The organism is Bradyrhizobium ottawaense (assembly GCF_002278135.3).
GTDB classification, from domain to species: Bacteria; Pseudomonadota; Alphaproteobacteria; order Rhizobiales; family Xanthobacteraceae; genus Bradyrhizobium; species Bradyrhizobium ottawaense.
Genome location: NZ_CP029425.2, coordinates 1,051,359 through 1,066,879 on the forward strand (window position 1 = coordinate 1,051,359; position 15,521 = coordinate 1,066,879).

Sequence of the window (15,521 nt, forward strand, 5' to 3'; positions counted from 1 at the left end):
CCAACCCTAAAGCTTTCGCTCATCAGTTCCCCCTAGGCCGCAGGCACATCCCCCTCCGAAATTGCGTCTGCGGCCTCCGCTGCGACGGTCCGCAATCATGCCGGTCACTGCGGTAGGTGTGCGACTACAAATTCTTGTAGTTGACCAGTTCGTGTTCTCTGGGCTCGAATTGCTGTCGAGCGGACCCTACGCCAGTCGCGAGCCCAATCGCCGGATGGATTGTAGCCATGACGAATGAACCGGATGATCTCATCGGACGTATTGCTGAGATCGAACTAATTGCTGAGATCGAACTAAATGAATCGGCGGCGATCTGTGTGAGCAGATGGACGACGAAATCACGCTCGTCATTGCAAGCATTGTCGGCGTTCACTTCCAAGTGACAGTGGAGCAGGCGCTTGAGTTGTCGCGGGCCTTAGCTGTAGCTGCGGAGAATGCGGAAAAATTCCGTAAGTCAGCCAAGACGTAGCGGCTACTTCTTAATCGAGTGCTCTTGCATAAACCGCGCGGCCCTAACGCGCGCTCGCTCCATCATGTCTTCCTTCGCTTTCGCAGTGGCAAGCTCTGATTCAAGCCGCTCGAAGATCGGGAGATAGACTTCACCGCCTTGTGGCGACTGATCCATTAGGATCGCAAGACAATCCAAGCAACGCTCCAGTGTATCGACCGTGATTGGTTCGTCACTGCGGATCGCGAACCGTTTGGTCATCATTCGCCTACGCTGTCCGCGTCAATAGGGAGCTTGCTCCGCTCCCACTCCAATAACTCGGATAGAAGCCAGAACCTGGTGCGGCCACCGAGGCGCGTCGACGGTTGCGGAAAGGCCGCATCGCGCATGCGCCGGAATAGCCAAGTGTTCGATACGCTGCCGTAGCGCTCGCGAACTTGCTTGGCGTTGAGATACTGATCTGTCGCGAGGGCGTTGAGATCAACGGTCGACACGGGCGCCACCGAATCGTTGCTGCCGCCGCACGCTGGAATGGGAGTGTGGCTTTACAATAGGGCAGCACCCACATCCCTATGGACGCGCCGAAGCGCCCCGATAGGTGTGGGCAGCTAGGCCTTCGGTTTCGCCAGCCTCACACCAGGGCCGCCATCGATCGATTGACCATCTGCCAGGAAGATGGCGCCGGCAGATTCGAGGGCGGCGCGGATGGCGGCTATCGAATGACCCGGTGCCGTCGCGTCGGTCTCAACCCTCGTCACGGTGTTTCTGTGCACACCCGATTTCTCCGCAAGGTCTCGAACGGTCCAGTTCAACAAACCGCGCGCCGCCCTAATTTGTGCACTTGTCACCATGGTTAATTCCTGTATAGTGCATTTGTCACCATAGAGGTGATAGATGCACAATAAAGGAACCCGCCCAATGCTGCAAGCCGCCTCATTTCCGTCCGCTGAACGACCCACCACCCTTTCGCAGTTTCTCTACACCCATCGCCGATTGACCGACCTGGCCCGTGGGCCGCTTCCCAGCGAGATCGTTGAGGAGATGACCCACACCGCATGCGGAATTGCGGAGAGGATCCTTGAGGCGCCCGCCGCAGACTGGCGGGATCTGAGCAAGAAAGCCCTGCTGCTGCTCGACGAATTGCCCTACGAGCAGGAGTGGCTCGATCGTATGTGAATGCGGATCGAAATTTGACCCCTCAATCAGTCTATCTCGTGGGCTAACGTCTTGATTTTTCAAGTGCCGGAAAAGTGACCCCGGCGCCGATCGGCGTCGGACCCCCGCGCCGATTCACAGAAGCATGCGAAAACCATCGAGGCTCGCGGCGAAGACGTTGTCCAGCCGCATCAAGAAGCCGGATATACGTCAGTAGTTGTGGCCGTCGATCCTGATCAAGTCGGTCGTTGCAATCGGGCGGGGTCCATATGGGGTCCGGACGCCGATCGGCGTCCCAAGTGCTTGATGGGTCAATGTTCAGCGTCGATTCACAAAGATGTTGGCTGGAGATAGTCCTCGCCGCGAAAGCTGGCCGTACGCCTCACCGATGAGGAGCAGTATTTTGTCTCTGAATCTTCGGTCTATCGGCTGTTGACGGCGAAGCGCGCAGGCACATGCGCCATGCTGTCTTGGCGCGGCAATTGTCGTCATCAGGTTCTCGACAGCTTCCCCATTTAAGTTTAACAAACATACAGGGCTGATCCCCTTGGAAGAACATCCGCTGCCGATGCTCACGGTGCGTGCCTGCCGGCGCTGTAAAGGGCGGTTTGTTGCTGATTGCCCGGCATGTCAGATCGATAGCCCAGGTTCATATTTGAAGAGGACGGATGGATTTCCCCTTGACCAAGTCGGTGCATGAACAATCGGGCAGCACGGGTCCGCAAGAGAGCTCACCCGCGGCTCCGTCTGCAGCCGCGGCGACCTTTGAGCGGCAATTGAGAGAGATCAGCAGTTCAGGTGTGGGTGGTGGAGCAATGCCGGCCGCCGCTGCGCTGCAGCCGGCTCAATCAACGGAGGTTTTGATAGGGAGGCAGTGCAATCAGATCCTTTACTCCGAGGATGCTCGCCTTATCTCGGGGCTTGAGAAGGCCCTTACGAAGGGCGGGGCCGCCAAAGGCACCACCAATAACTATTTACGTGTTCTTCGCGGCTTTGGCCATTGGCTCTCCGCAAATAACAAAAAGGGCATCTCTGCTCGGCTCGACGACAAAAAATCGCTGTCTCAAGATGCGCGCGAGTTCAGCGGAGAGGGTGAGCCCTGGAAACTTCTTACAGCAATAGGTCATCTCCGAAATTCGCAGTCGACCGGCGAAGTCGTGCCGATCACACGCCACGTTGAGGTAAATCCTTATCAGCAGGACGCGGAACTCATCAAAGAGTACCAAAACGAAGTAGCGTCAGAGATGGGCAAGAGGGATGCAACCGCTCTTCGCAATTTCAGCGACTACCTGCGTGACAACAACAAGAAGGGTATTGTTGGTCGGCTTCGCGGCGAGTTGTTAAATGAAGATGTTAAGAGCTATAAGAAAGTCTCCGCTTTTCGTTCGAAAATCGGTGTCGCGCTGGATCGTCTCCGAAAATCGTCGGCCGGCGCTAAGGCGATGGATCTCGAGCGCAATATTGATCCCGAAGACGCGGCCCTGAAGGAGTCGAGGCAGGTCGGCGACGCCGCTGCGCAGCACAGTTCGTCGCAGAAAGCTGGCAGTTGGCCAGAGGAATTGCTTCCTGCGGAAGGCCATGATCAGAATTTGCTTTTGGGGCCGATGGACGAACCCGGCGCGTCGTCCTCGGCGCCGCAGCCGACTCAGTCAACTGGGATTTTGAGAGGGAGGAGGAGACGGCCTCTTTATCCCGAGGATGCTGCCCTTATTTCGGGGCTTGAGAAGGCCCTCATCAAGGGCGGGGCCGCCGAAGGCACCGCCAAGGACCATGTACGTACTCTTCTCAGCTTTGGCCAGAGGCTCTACGCAAATAACAAAGATCCCATTGCTGCTCGGCTCGACGACGAAAAGTCACTGACCGCTGATGCGCGCGAGTTGTTCGAAAAGCGTCCCGCGACACTCCATAGGGCAATAGACCATCTCAGGACCTCGCGGTCGACGGGCGGAATCGTGCCGATCGCAGGCCGCACTGAGTTGCATCCTTATCCCCAGGACGCGGCACTCATCAAAGAGTACAAAAACGAAGTAGCGACAGATGCCGGCAAGAGGGATGCAACTGCTCTTCGCAATTTCAGCGACTACCTGCGTGACAACAACAGGCCGGGCATTGCTGCTGGGCTCGGCACGTCGTTTGATGGAGATGTCGAGAGCTATAGGAAGGTCGCCGGTGCTGATTCCAGGATTGGTGCCGCACTGGCTCGTCTCCGAAAATCGCAGGCCGGCGCTGAGGCGATGGAGCACGAGCGCCATATTGATCCCGAAGAGGCGGCCCTGAGGGAGTCGAGGCGGGTCGGCGACGCCGCTGCGCAGCACATTGCGTCGCAGAAGGGTGGCAGTTGGCCAGAGGAATTGCTTCCTGCGGAAGGCCATGATCAGGATTTGCTTTTGGGGCTGATGGATGAACCCGGCCCGTCGTCCTCGGCGCCGCAGTCGGCTCAGTCAACTTGGATTGTGATAGGGAAGAGGAAGCAGCCTCTTTATTCCGTGGATGCTCCCCTTATTTCGGGGCTTGAGAGGGCCCTCATCAAGGGCGGGTTCAGCAAATCCGCTGCCGAGCAGCACGGAGGTTCCCTTCGTAGCTTTAGCCGTTGGCTTTTCGCAAAAGAAAAACCGAGCATTCGTGATCGGCTCGACAATAAGTCGCTGACCGATGGCGGTGAGGTGCTCGAGTTCACCGGAGAGGGTAATCCAAAGAGACTCGTTCAGGCAATCGACTATCTCCGGACCTTGCGGTCGACGGGCGAAGTGCCGATCTCACGACGCGCTAAGCTGAATCCTCACCCCCAGAACGTGGCCTTTATCAATCCCGAAGACACGGTACTGATGGAGCCGAGGCGCGTCGACGCCGCCGCTGCGCAGCACAGCGCGTCGCAGGAAACTGGCCGTCGGCCAGAGGAGCTTCCCGCGGAAGGCCGCGATCAGGATTTGCTTTTGGGGCTGATGGACGAACCCCGCTCGTCGTCATCTCTCGAGCCAGCCGCGCGCCATGACCAGGCACCGGATCCCGGAGAGCCCGACCGCCAGCAGTCCCCGGACGAGCCGATGGCTGCGCTTGCCAGGAGCAACCGCCTGCCAAGCGAGGAGGTCCTCATCAACGATGAGCATGACACAGCTGAGTTGAGGCCAGCGAAGAGGCAGAGGACCCTAAACAATCCGCAAGGCGTTGCCGGCGAGCGGCAGCTGAGCGAGATCGCCAATTCAGGCGGCCAGCCGACACCGGCGCCTACCCATCAACAGGGTACGTCGTCATGGGAGACGCAGCCGATGCTGCTGCGGAGCGGCTACGAAGATGTCACGGCGCCGCATGCGGTCGCGATGTACGTCGGGGGCGCCGCTGCGCAGCACAGCGCGCGGCAGCGAGCTGTCAGTCGGCCATTGGTCCTCCCGGAAGGTTACGATCAGGATCTGCGCTTAATGGTGGAAGACGGCCCATCGTGGCCCGAGGTTCCTCCTGAGCAGGCGCAGGACATAGTCCAAGCTGGGCAGGAACCTGCCCGGCCGACCGTGGAAGCAGCGCCAACGCACTCTGCCAGGGCTCGCTCAAATACCTACGGCGGTATTGAGGTGTCGTTTAATCCGAATTCGCCCGCATCATTTGAGTTGCGTGACAATGCTTGGAGCCCGGCGCCTGGCTTTCCGCCGCCGTTTGCCGGGCCGGTACCGGGGCATCACCAGGGCGCTCAACAGCTCGGCTCGCCGCAGGGGCTTTCTCCGGTGTCCGCCCACTCGGACGATGACGCTTTGGCGTGGTTGAGCGAGGAGCTTGCGCGGCAGATGCAAGAACCGGCATCACCATCAACTGCCAGGGCTCAGGATCTCTATCGTGGATTTGAGGCACTCCTTGATCCGGATGTGGCCGAGTTGGATGACAGTGCTCACTTTGCGCCAGCGCCTTCTGCCAGGGCTTGCTCAGACACCTACGGCGGTCTTGAGGTATCGTTTAATCCGAATTCGCCCACATCATTTGAGTTGCGCGACAATGCTTGGAGCCGGGCGCCTGGCTTTCCGCCGCCGTTTGCCGGGCCGGTACCGGGGCATCACCAGGGCGCTCGACAGCTCGGCTCGCCGCAGGGGCTTTCTCCGGTGTCCGCCCACTCGGACGATGACGCTTTGGCGTGGTTGAGCGAGGAGCTTGCGCGGCAGATGCAAGAACCGGCATCACCATCAACTGCCAGGGCTCAGGATCTCTATCGTGGGTTTGGGGCACTGCTTGATCCGGATGCGGCCGAGTTGGATGACAGTGCTCACTTTGCGCCAGCGCCTTCTGCCAGGGCTCGTTCAGACACCTACGACGGTCTTCCATTGGTTGATCTGACCGCGCCCGCACCGTCCCCATTGCGCGACGATATCGTGCGGCGGTTTCCGATCACCTCCTCCGATGCTCAGATCGGGGCGTTGAATCCGATAGCCTTGTCCCATAACCGCGGGCTGGTGCTCGAGGACACGGAATGGCTGGGCGACGAGCATATCCTCAGGGATTACCAGCTTCAGGAGCTGGATTTGCAGAGGAGCGATTCGGATCTCGCCGCCCGGACGCGGTTCGTAGATCCCCTCGAAGCGCTGCGGCTGCGCCTGGGCGCGGAGAGCGACGTGCTACGCGTATTCCATCGCATCGTCCATGATCGGCGTGATAACGATACAGCCGACTTCCTGTTGCTGCCAGTGAACGATGCCAGTGCTACGGACCGCGGCAGGCATTGGTCGCTGCTGTTCGTTGATCGCAGCAACCGGCAACGGCCTGTCGCCTATCACTACGATTCCTACGGGAGATACAACGAGACGCATGCAAGACAACTCGCAGAAAGGCTGAACCTCGCCCTGCAGCCCGCCGGCATGGCCCAGCAGCAGAACACTTGTGATTGCGGCGTCTTTGTCGTGGACGGCACGCGGGAGCTGGTTAGGCAATTGGCGCAAGGACGGGAGCCAGACCAGCTGAACCTCAGCAACGTCGTTGCCAATCGGCAGGCACTGCAAGCGCGACTCAGGGGTTGATGTCGCCGTGGGCGGACCCTCGCGGCGCTTCTCTTTGAGCTTGAATGACGGCTGGAAGAAGTTCACCAGCAGGCGCGCCGCGGCGTAGAGACGTGCCATCACGCGGGCCGTCTCGCCCCCGTCGAAGCGCCCGTATCCGACGAGCCGCCGGACCACCGACAGCGCGATGCGGTTGTCGGCAAGGGCGAGCGCGCGACGCTGCGCTTCGGAAAGACCGGTCAGCTGACCGGCGCCTCGAGGAGACCGAGCTTTCGCGCGGCCAGGTATCGGCCTTCGCCCGCGATGATCGTGCCATCGCTGTCGACGAGCAGCGGGTACCGTCAAGTTAACGAATTGCAGCGGCCGAGGGGTAGACGACCGGCATGCCGACCGCCCGGGACCCTCTTTATCGCCGCCATCGCTTCCCATCGGAAGTGATCAGCTATGCCGTTTGGTTGTATTTCCGGTTTCCCAGCGGCTCATGAAGAAGCTCTTGAAATCCGCCGGCACGCCGCCGCGCGTGATGATCACGGACAAGCGTTCGCACGGCGCTGCGAGGGCGAAGATGGGCTTTTTCGTCGAACATCGCCAGCACAGAGCTCTCAACAATCGGGCTGAGAATTCTCATCAGCCGACGCGGCAACGCGGCGGATCATGAAGCGTTTCAAATCGTCCCGTCAGGCTCAACGGTTTCTGTCACTTCACGTTCCAGGCATCGTAAGTGGATCCGTAATCCCCGGGAAATTGACGAAACCTCAGACTCTCTCCTCAGCAGAGGTGTATCCGCGCCTGCGCTTGGCGCGCTCCAGCCGTCCGAATGCTTCGCCCGCTTCAGCGCTGGCATCGAAAGTCTGCACCATCGTCTGGCCGGTCGTGCCGATCCGGCCCCAGTCGCGGATCAGCGAGACCCCGCCGAACAAGGTCGGTTGGATCGAAAGCAAGTAAAACCGCCGCATGTTGCGGGTGGTGTCGATGCGGCGAAGGTGAAGCGGCCCTAGCTTAAGGTTCGGCATGCATGGATTCTCGCTTCCTGTGGAAGCGAGGTCCAATGCTTTCTATGAATCGATCAGGGCCAAACGATTCATTCTCTCGCTACATCAATTGCACCAGGCGGGTGTCTTCGGACTGTGGCGATGATGTGGAGGCTCCACGGCCCGATTTGAACCCCACCGTCTCGCGGCAAAACCGAGACCGCAGTCTGAACTGATCGAGAAGCTCACTGAATCGCGCCGGAGCTAGGTCCAAGCATTGTCGATCCAGCAGCCTCAGCAAGGTTTGAAAGCTGACTAGGTGACATCGGTGCAGCCGTTGAGCGATCGACGGAGCAATTGCGGACGAACGGGAAATCGAAGTCCGGACACGGGTGAATTATGGAATGACACCCGGGCACTTCTTTGCCGGTGCTGCTGCAGAGAATCAAGCGCGCGATGTGGTCGGACATCGCCGACCTGCGTCTGGCAGCCCGACCAACCTTATGGGGTGTTGAAGAAGCGCGCGGCCTCTTAAAGGCCGCATTCTCTGTGGTAGGGCAGTATCTGAAAGCGCGTATGGCCGCGCAACCTGAGGCGAGAGGAGGATTCCGATGTTCGAGGCTAAAGACTATCGCGTGTGCTGCCATCACTTTGTCACCCCGACCGACCGCGCCGTCTACCCGGCGCAAGAGCCCTTACTAACCTACTCTGAGGCCCTCCGGCAGGTGCAGACCGAGCAGGCCAAGGGCTACATGGTGGCCTGGGTCATCGATCGCACCGGAGCAGGCGCCACCAATGAGATTGGTGGTTCGAACGCATCGGTTCGACGTTGATCGTAAGCGCAGCTCTGGCCCTTGGATTGGCGCTTGACGTCTGTTTTGATTACGGTGTGAGCCGGCACGGCTTCCACTTTTCCGACAACGTTGACGCTGGCCTCAAGCGCCTGCCTGTCGTCGAACCACTTTTTAGAGCTTGATCACATGATCGCAGCCGCGCCGAAGATCGAAGAGGCTGCAATGCCGTTTCCACGCCGAGTCACAAGCAGAAGAAACTCAACCAGGACTCGCGCTGGTCAGCGTCATCAGAAACTGTGCACGCTCGACAGGACGATCGAGCCAGTGCGTCGAGGTCTATTCCTGCATAGGAGGACGCGGCGAGGCGGCGGGAAAGTTGGAAGGTTGGGATCCAGCAAGGTCCCGATTCGCGCGCTGTACCTCGGCGGTCCCAAACACGAGGACGCAGAGAGGTCTGTTTTGGGCGCGGGATTTTGGCTGGGACACGAGCCCGTCAGAGCGTTGCCGCCGCCGCTCTGAAATGGTCGGGAAACCTTCCGATCGTGCGAGACTCTTATCTAACCTCACTTGTGATCCGCTCCCCTCGAGACTTTTGGAAGATATCCCAACTGCCGTTCCAGAGCAGCTAAGGTTCGACGGGCCGAATCCAATCTCGCAGTCGCCTCGACCAGGTCGGCCCATGTTTTATCCGACCGTGCAACCGCCGTGGAGCCGGTCTCAAACAGGTTGTTGTTGAGATGCGGGGCCGCTTCGCCTCGCAGGGCACGCTCCAAATCGAGCAGGGTGCTCGTCAGCGCTCGATGCGCGCACGCGTCCTCTCGTTCCAGGTTTTCCGCCACGTCGAGCGCCGCACGATAGTGTCGTATCGCTGCAACGACTCTGCTCTCGAGGTCGGGCTCATCGCTCATCTGCTTTTCTCTCCACGAATCTTTGAGCAATTTGTGTCGGTCTGAACGAGCAAAAATTGTAAGCGGAGCTTTTCTCCCATTTGATTGACTGGTTTCGCTTCGGCTTTCGCTCTGCGATCCTTGGCTTGTCAGAGAGCCGAGAGGAGACTGAAGGCGATGGAACAATCGGGGGAGGAAGCCGAAGCTGATGGCTTTGTGGGGAAGCTTACGCGCCGGACGCGTTCTGGATGCCGGTTATGGTCTGCGGAGATCAAGGGGCGCGCTGTTTTCGAGAGCATGAAGCCCGACGCCCGGGTATGTGATGTCGCACGGCGTTATGGTGTGAAGGCCCAGCAGTTGACGACGTGGCGCAGATTGGCGCGTGCTGGCCGGCTCGCATTGGTCACGGACGACGCGGCGGATTTCGTGTCGATCGAGCTGAGCGATCCAGTGGCGTCAGGCAAGAGCGAGGGGCCCGTCGAGATTACGATTGGCAAGGTTTCGGTCCGCCTGGATGCGGACGTGTCGGCGGTGCGGATCGCGGAGATCGTGACTGCGATCGAGCGCGGCGCATGATCATTCCGGCGCAGGGACTGCGGATTGTGCTTGCTGTGCGTCCTGTTGACTTCCGGTGCGGGCACGACGCGCTGGCCGGTCTTGTGCAAAACACGCTTGGGCTCGATCCGCATTCGGGCCTGATCGTGGTTTTTCGTTCGAAGCGCGCCGACCGGCTGAAGATTTTGCTATGGGACGGCACGGGCCTCGTTTTGGTCTACAAGCGCCTTGGCCGCGATGGTCGTTTCGAGTGGCCGCAGATCAGCGACGGCGTCATGCATCTGACGCGCGTGCAGTTCGAAGCGCTGTTTGAAGGGCTGAACTGGAAGCGAGTGGGCGAACGGATTGTCGCGACGCCAGCTGCGGCGAACTGACTCAGACCCGACAACCTGTTTCGCGCGGGGCTTTGGGATGATAGCTTGCGGATGTGCCGCCGTCCCCCATTGATCCCGCCCGTCTTGCAGCGCTGCCCGCCGATTTGCGCGCGCTCTTCCGCGCGCAGGAAGCGATGATTGAAGCCGAGCGTCGTCGCGCAGACGATGAATGCTCGGCGCGCCTTCATGTCGAGAGTGAACTGGCTGCGTCCAAAGAGAGCGTCGAACGCCTCGAACTGCTCGTGAAGGAGTACGAGAGAGCTGGCCCCGGTTGTTTGGACAGCGCCCCGCTGGATTTAAGTGGATTCCTGCCGGGTTATGCTGAACGCGGGGCTTTACGATTTTGTCGTTGCGTCGGGAGGGCGTAGCCCGACCAGAGCGACGACAAAATCGTCGGCGACGGTCATGCGGCCATCACCATAGCTTGCGTGCCGAAGTAAGCCTCGTCGGGCGTGCGCCCGTCAAGGCTCGAGTGAGGGCGTCCCTGATTGTAGAAGGCCAGATACTTGGCAATTGACGCTCGCGCCTCGGACACGCTGTCGTAGGCGCGGAGATAAACTTCTTCGTATTTGACCGTGCGCCAGAGCCGCTCGACAAACACGTTGTCGCGCCAGGCGCCCTTGCCGTCCATGCTGATGGCGATCTTCGCGTCCAGCAGCACATCGGTGAACTCGAGGCTGGTGAACTGGCTGCCTGATCCGTGTTGAAAATCTCGGGCCTGCCGTGCTTCGCCAACGCCTCCTGGACCGCTTGGACGCAGAAGGCCGCCTCCATTGTGATCGAGACGCGATGGGCCAGGACCCGTCGGCTGAACACATCGACGACCGCCGCGAGATAGACGAAGCCACGCCGCATCGGAATGTAGGTGATGTCCATTGCCCACGCATGGTCGGGCCGCTCGATCTTCAATCCGCGCAACAGGTACGGGTAGATCTTGTGACCCGGAGCCGGCTTGCTCGTGTTCGGGCGACGATAGACCGCCTCGATCCCCATGCGCTTCATCAGCGTCGCGATGTGGCGGCGACCGGCGTATACCCCCTCCCGCCGCAGCAACGATCGCAGCATACGCGCTCCCGCGAAGGGATAATCGAGATGCAGCTCATCGAGCCGACGCATCAAGGCAAGGTCCTCGGCCGAAACTGGCCGAGGTTCATAGTAGACCGTGCTGCGAGCCAGCTTCAGGACCTTCGCCTGGCGCACGATAGAAAGATCATGACCGCGGTCGATCATCGCTTTGCGCTCAGCAGGCCCGCCTTGGTGAGCGCGCCGGACAAAAAATCGTTTTCCAACGCCAGCTCGCCGATCTTGGCATGTAACGCCTTCAAATCGACCGGCGTCTCGGCCGATGTCTTGTCATGCCCAAACACGCCGGCGGCGCCTTCCAGGAGCTGGTTTTTCCAGATCGTGATCTGGTTCGGATGAACATCAAACAGTTGCGCCAGCTCCGCCAGTGTCTTGTCTCCTTTGACCGCAGCCAAAGCAACCTTCGCCTTGAATGCCGGAGAATGCGTCCGGCGGCTCTTCTTCGTCATCTTCGCTCCTGATTCGCAGCAAGAATCCTCGCCGCTGTCAGGCAGAAAATCCACTCAAGCTACTGTCCGAATTTGCGGGGCCAGCTCTCTCGACGATGGTTGCGTTGAGTTGGACACCAATCCCGTCGAAAATCAAATCAGGCCGCTGACTCTGACGCGTAAAAATAGTTTATTTGCTGGTCACGACGAAGGTGGTCGTTCATGGGCGCGCATAGCTTCGCTCATCGCCACCTGCAAAATCAACAGCGTGGAGCCCTACGTCTGGATGAAAGCGACGCTCAAAGCGATCGCAACCGGTCACCCGCAGTCCCGGATCGACGAGCTGGTCGTTCGGCCGCACCTCGTAATTCTCCGTCGTTGCCGCCTCCATACCCCCCGCCAACGATTTGCAAACACGTTGATCAACAGACTGCAATCCCCACGCCAAACCTTTGCGAATGGGACGCGAACGTCGCTTACGGTTCTTCAGCGTCTGATGCCAGCGCTCGATCTTTCCCTGGGTCTGAGGATGGTACGGAGCGCCGCGCACGTGCTGCATGCCCTTCTGGTCGAGCCACTCGGACAGATCATCCGCCACGTAACTCGAACCATTGTCGCTGAGAAGCCTTGGCCGGTGCGCGACGGCGCCGTCGTCTTGTCCTTGATCTCGTTCGCGGCCTTGATCACCACATAGACCGGGCTGGTGATGAGGTCATGCGCCTTCAGCAGCCGATAGACCGACGCCTCGGATACAAAGTACTTTCGTTCGTCGGTGAACCGCACGGCCAGCTCGCGTGGCGACAGCTCAGGTAACTCCAGCGCCAGGTCGATGATCTAGTACCCGGAATCAGAGCTGAGTGATACGGCGGCCTTTGAAACGGCGTTGACGGACCTTTTTCTTGGTCCAGACGAAGGGCTCGGCTCTGTCGTTGTATGCGTTGACGTAGGCATCGATGTGTTCCTGAAGCTGCTTGAGGCTCGTGAAGGAGGTGCCGCTGAGCGACTGCCCCTGCAAGATGGAAAACCATACTTCGACCTGATTGAGCCATGACGCACTTGTCGGCGTGAAATGAAATTGCACGTTGGGGTGGGCCTTGAGCCAGTCCTCGTTCTTTTTATGGGTGTTGAGGTTGTCGAGGATGACGTGAAGCTTGCGGTTCGGAAAAGCCGCGGTGACGCTGTTCATGAAATCGAGAAACTCGACGCGGCGCCGGCGTTTTGAATGGGTCGCGATGATCTTTCCGGTGGCGACTTCGAGCGCCGCAAACAATGTTGTGGTGCCATGCCGCTTGTAATCGTGGCTTTGGCCGGTCAAGGCGCGGCCATTGGGCAACTTCAGATAACCCTGCGCTCGCTCCAAAGCCTGGATCGAGGGCTTCTCGTCCACGCACAGCACAATGGCCTTCGCCGGCGGCGCGACATAGAGGCCGACAACATCGGCGGCTTTGGCCGTAAAGTTCGGGTCGTTGCTCTCGCACCAGGACTTGCGAGCCACCAGGTCAATCTTGTGGCTGCGCAGGAACCGCCAGACATATTGGACATCGACATCGCCCAGCGCCTCGGCCAGAAGGGGGCCGGTCCAGCGCGCAAACCCTTGCGGTGGCGGCTTATCCAGCAGCTTCAGAATCCGCTTGTCGGTCGTCTTCGTATAGATCGGCTGCTTGCCAGGCCGCGGCTTGTCTTGCAGCCCTTCAAGGCCATGGTCGGCATAGCGATGCCGCCAAAGGCTGACAATCCGCGGCTGGACCCCAACTTCCTTGGCGATCGACCGGGTGCTGCGCCCATCCGCCGCCAACAGAACTATCCGCGCCCGCTTCAAATCGCGCTGCAACGTCACCGGTGAGCGACAGCACGCCTCAAGCACCTTGCGATCTTTCCTCGAAAGGTGGACTTCTCTTGCTTCGGGTATCATCCCGACCTTGAATCACGACTCACGTTCCAAGAAAAGTGGGTACTAGCCCCGCACATCGTCCGGGATGCGGTTCCAGACCCGGTCTGGTCGAGACCGATGATCGGCCAGAGCGGCGATGCCGCCCTCGCGGTAACGATCATGCTAGCGATAGAATGTGGCGCGCGGGATCCCGAGCTTGTCCAGCGTGCGCTTGGCCGGAGGTGCGATTGCTCGACCAAATGGATGAATCTCGGCCTTCTCTGAGGCGGGATACCTCATGCCTCGTCCTCCCCATCTCCGTTCATACTTTTTTTGAGCAGACGGTTCTCCAGCGTCAGATCGGCGACGGCCTCCTTCAAGGCGCCGGCCTCCCGGCGGAGGTCCTTCACCTCGCCGGAGGTCGCAGCTCGTGCCGTGTCGCCGGCCAGGCGGCGCTTGCCGGCCTCGAGAAACTCCTTGGACCAGCCGTAATAGATCGAGGCGGCAATGCCTTCTCGGCGACAAAGCTCGGAGATGTTCTCCTCGCCGCGCAATCCTTCTAGTACCCGGAATCAGAGCTGAGTGATACGGCGGCCTTTGAAACGGCGTTGACGGACCTTTTTCTTGGTCCAGACGAAGGGCTCGGCTCTGTCGTTGTATGCGTTGACGTAGGCATCGATGTGTTCCTGAAGCTGCTTGAGGCTCGTGAAGGAGGTGCCGCTGAGCGACTGCCCCTGCAAGGGAAAACCATACTTCGACCTGATTGAGCCATGACGCACTTGTCGGCGTGAAATGAAATTGCACGTTGGGGTGGGCCTTGAGCCAGTCCTCGTTCTTTTTATGGGTGTTGAGGTTGTCGAGGATGACGTGAAGCTTGCGGTTCGGAAAAGCCGCGGTGACGCTGTTCATGAAATCGAGAAACTCGACGCGGCGCCGGCGTTTTGAATGGGTCGCGATGATCTTTCCGGTGGCGACTTCGAGCGCCGCAAACAATGTTGTGGTGCCATGCCGCTTGTAATCGTGGCTTTGGCCGGTCAAGGCGCGGCCATTGGGCAACTTCAGATAACCCTGCGCTCGCTCCAAAGCCTGGATCGAGGGCTTCTCGTCCACGCACAGCACAATGGCCTTCGCCGGCGGCGCGACATAGAGGCCGACAACATCGGCGGCTTTGGCCGTAAAGTTCGGGTCGTTGCTCTCGCACCAGGACTTGCGAGCCACCAGGTCAATCTTGTGGCTGCGCAGGAACCGCCAGACATATTGGACATCGACATCGCCCAGCGCCTCGGCCAGCAGGGGGCCGGTCCAGCGCGCAAACCCTTGCGGTGGCGGCTTATCCAGCAGCTTCAGAATCCGCTTGTCGGTCGTCTTCGTATAGATCGGCTGCTTGCCAGGCCGCGGCTTGTCTTGCAGCCCTTCAAGGCCATGGTCGGCATAGCGATGCCGCCAAAGGCTGACAATCCGCGGCTGGACCCCAACTTCCTTGGCGATCGACCGGGTGCTGCGCCCATCCGCCGCCAACAGAACTATCCGCGCCCGCTTCAAATCGCGCTGCAACGTCACCGGTGAGCGACAGCACGCCTCAAGCACCTTGCGATCTTTCCTCGAAAGGTGGACTTCTCTTGCTTCGGGTATCATCCCGACCTTGAATCACGACTCACGTTCCAAGAAAAGTGGGTACTAGTATTCACTCGCGTCCGGCTGGTGACACAATGTCGGCAACCCGACTCTGCGTCTCGTGCTGCGCAGAAGAGACGCATCATCCTATTGTCATTGAAGCTTAACTACACAGAGTCTCTGGTGGCACATCAATTGCTAGTCCAGACTTTGCCCGGGGATCAGTTCCGGTCCACGCGCTGGGGAGAATCAGCTATGACGAACAAGATGCTAGGCCGATCTGCGCAAGCTCGCGTCGCCACCGGAAGACGTCCGGTGGTCGAGATACCGTCCTCATCACAAGATCAACAAGGAGTTGTTCATGCTGAC

At 59.7% G+C, this 15,521-nt stretch carries 12 protein-coding genes and 6 pseudogenes; 8 read left to right on the forward strand and 10 right to left on the reverse strand.

What is annotated here, in order from left to right; all coding sequences use genetic code 11:
- Nucleotides 1-325: 325 nt before the first annotated feature.
- Nucleotides 326-469, forward strand: coding sequence for a hypothetical protein (locus tag CIT37_RS04995; protein ID WP_196238411.1), 144 nt, complete (start codon nt 326-328; stop codon nt 467-469).
- Nucleotides 470-472: 3 nt separating this feature from the next.
- Here CIT37_RS04995 and CIT37_RS05000 read toward each other — a convergent pair whose 3' ends face one another.
- The 3 genes from CIT37_RS05000 to CIT37_RS05010 all read right to left on the reverse strand — a co-directional run bounded on the left by CIT37_RS05000 (nt 473) and on the right by CIT37_RS05010 (nt 1,299).
- On the reverse strand, nt 473-709 hold the full coding sequence (locus CIT37_RS05000; protein WP_014498628.1) for a hypothetical protein: 237 nt from the start codon (nt 707-709) through the stop codon (nt 473-475).
- Entirely contained in the window at nt 709-942 is a 234-nt protein-coding gene (locus CIT37_RS05005) for a helix-turn-helix transcriptional regulator (RefSeq protein ID WP_223153795.1), read from the reverse strand. The genes CIT37_RS05000 and CIT37_RS05005 overlap by 1 nt, the downstream gene beginning before the upstream one ends.
- Nucleotides 943-1,056: 114 nt before the next feature.
- Nucleotides 1,057-1,299, reverse strand: coding sequence for a helix-turn-helix domain-containing protein (locus tag CIT37_RS05010; RefSeq protein ID WP_011090956.1), 243 nt, complete (start codon nt 1,297-1,299; stop codon nt 1,057-1,059).
- A 67-nt stretch (nt 1,300-1,366) separates the two neighbouring features.
- Here CIT37_RS05010 and CIT37_RS05015 point away from each other — a divergent pair, with 67 nt between their 5' ends.
- From CIT37_RS05015 to CIT37_RS05025, 3 genes and pseudogenes are all read left to right on the forward strand, one after another.
- Complete coding sequence (locus CIT37_RS05015; protein WP_014498629.1) at nt 1,367-1,624, forward strand: hypothetical protein; 258 nt, start codon at nt 1,367-1,369, stop codon at nt 1,622-1,624.
- A 647-nt stretch (nt 1,625-2,271) separates the two neighbouring features.
- Entirely contained in the window at nt 2,272-6,597 is a 4,326-nt protein-coding gene (locus CIT37_RS05020) for a Ulp1 family isopeptidase (RefSeq protein WP_011090955.1), read from the forward strand.
- A 362-nt stretch (nt 6,598-6,959) separates the two neighbouring features.
- A pseudogene (locus CIT37_RS05025) lies at nt 6,960-7,281 on the forward strand (DDE-type integrase/transposase/recombinase); the annotation flags it as partial.
- A gap of 50 nt (nt 7,282-7,331) precedes the next feature.
- Here the strand turns inward: CIT37_RS05025 and CIT37_RS05030 are convergent.
- Nucleotides 7,332-7,589, reverse strand: coding sequence for a WGR domain-containing protein (locus CIT37_RS05030; RefSeq protein ID WP_011084508.1), 258 nt, complete (start codon nt 7,587-7,589; stop codon nt 7,332-7,334).
- 569 nt (nt 7,590-8,158) lie between these two features.
- Here CIT37_RS05030 and CIT37_RS05035 point away from each other — a divergent pair.
- Complete coding sequence (locus tag CIT37_RS05035) at nt 8,159-8,380, forward strand: hypothetical protein (protein ID WP_014497999.1); 222 nt, start codon at nt 8,159-8,161, stop codon at nt 8,378-8,380.
- 524 nt (nt 8,381-8,904) lie between these two features.
- Here the strand turns inward: CIT37_RS05035 and CIT37_RS05040 are convergent.
- Nucleotides 8,905-9,249 (reverse strand): hypothetical protein, encoded by a 345-nt coding sequence (locus CIT37_RS05040; RefSeq protein WP_011084509.1) that lies wholly within the window; start codon nt 9,247-9,249, stop codon nt 8,905-8,907.
- A 156-nt stretch (nt 9,250-9,405) separates the two neighbouring features.
- Here CIT37_RS05040 and CIT37_RS05045 point away from each other — a divergent pair, with 156 nt between their 5' ends.
- Both CIT37_RS05045 and tnpB read left to right on the forward strand, forming a co-directional pair.
- Nucleotides 9,406-9,804, forward strand: coding sequence for a transposase (locus tag CIT37_RS05045; RefSeq protein ID WP_011090954.1), 399 nt, complete (start codon nt 9,406-9,408; stop codon nt 9,802-9,804).
- On the forward strand, nt 9,801-10,157 hold the full coding sequence (gene tnpB, locus CIT37_RS05050) for an IS66 family insertion sequence element accessory protein TnpB (protein ID WP_011090953.1): 357 nt from the start codon (nt 9,801-9,803) through the stop codon (nt 10,155-10,157). The genes CIT37_RS05045 and tnpB overlap by 4 nt, the downstream gene beginning before the upstream one ends.
- A gap of 403 nt (nt 10,158-10,560) precedes the next feature.
- Here the strand turns inward: tnpB and CIT37_RS05055 are convergent.
- Nucleotides 10,561-11,689 (reverse strand): annotated as a pseudogene (locus CIT37_RS05055) (IS3-like element ISRj2 family transposase).
- Nucleotides 11,690-11,777: 88 nt separating this feature from the next.
- On the opposite strand from CIT37_RS05055, the pseudogene CIT37_RS05060 reads away from it, so the two are divergent.
- Nucleotides 11,778-12,017: pseudogene (locus tag CIT37_RS05060) on the forward strand (transposase domain-containing protein); the annotation flags it as partial.
- A 129-nt stretch (nt 12,018-12,146) separates the two neighbouring features.
- Here the strand turns inward: CIT37_RS05060 and CIT37_RS05065 are convergent.
- The 4 genes and pseudogenes from CIT37_RS05065 to CIT37_RS05080 all read right to left on the reverse strand — a co-directional run.
- Nucleotides 12,147-12,502 (reverse strand): annotated as a pseudogene (locus tag CIT37_RS05065) (helix-turn-helix domain-containing protein); the annotation flags it as partial.
- A gap of 13 nt (nt 12,503-12,515) precedes the next feature.
- On the reverse strand, nt 12,516-13,580 hold the full coding sequence (locus CIT37_RS05070) for an IS630-like element ISRj1 family transposase (protein WP_026192128.1): 1,065 nt from the start codon (nt 13,578-13,580) through the stop codon (nt 12,516-12,518).
- Between the two features lie 48 nt (nt 13,581-13,628).
- Nucleotides 13,629-14,104: pseudogene (locus CIT37_RS05075) on the reverse strand (helix-turn-helix domain-containing protein); the annotation flags it as partial.
- A gap of 6 nt (nt 14,105-14,110) precedes the next feature.
- Nucleotides 14,111-15,173, reverse strand: a pseudogene (locus CIT37_RS05080) (IS630-like element ISRj1 family transposase).
- Between the last annotated feature and the right edge of the window lie 348 nt (nt 15,174-15,521).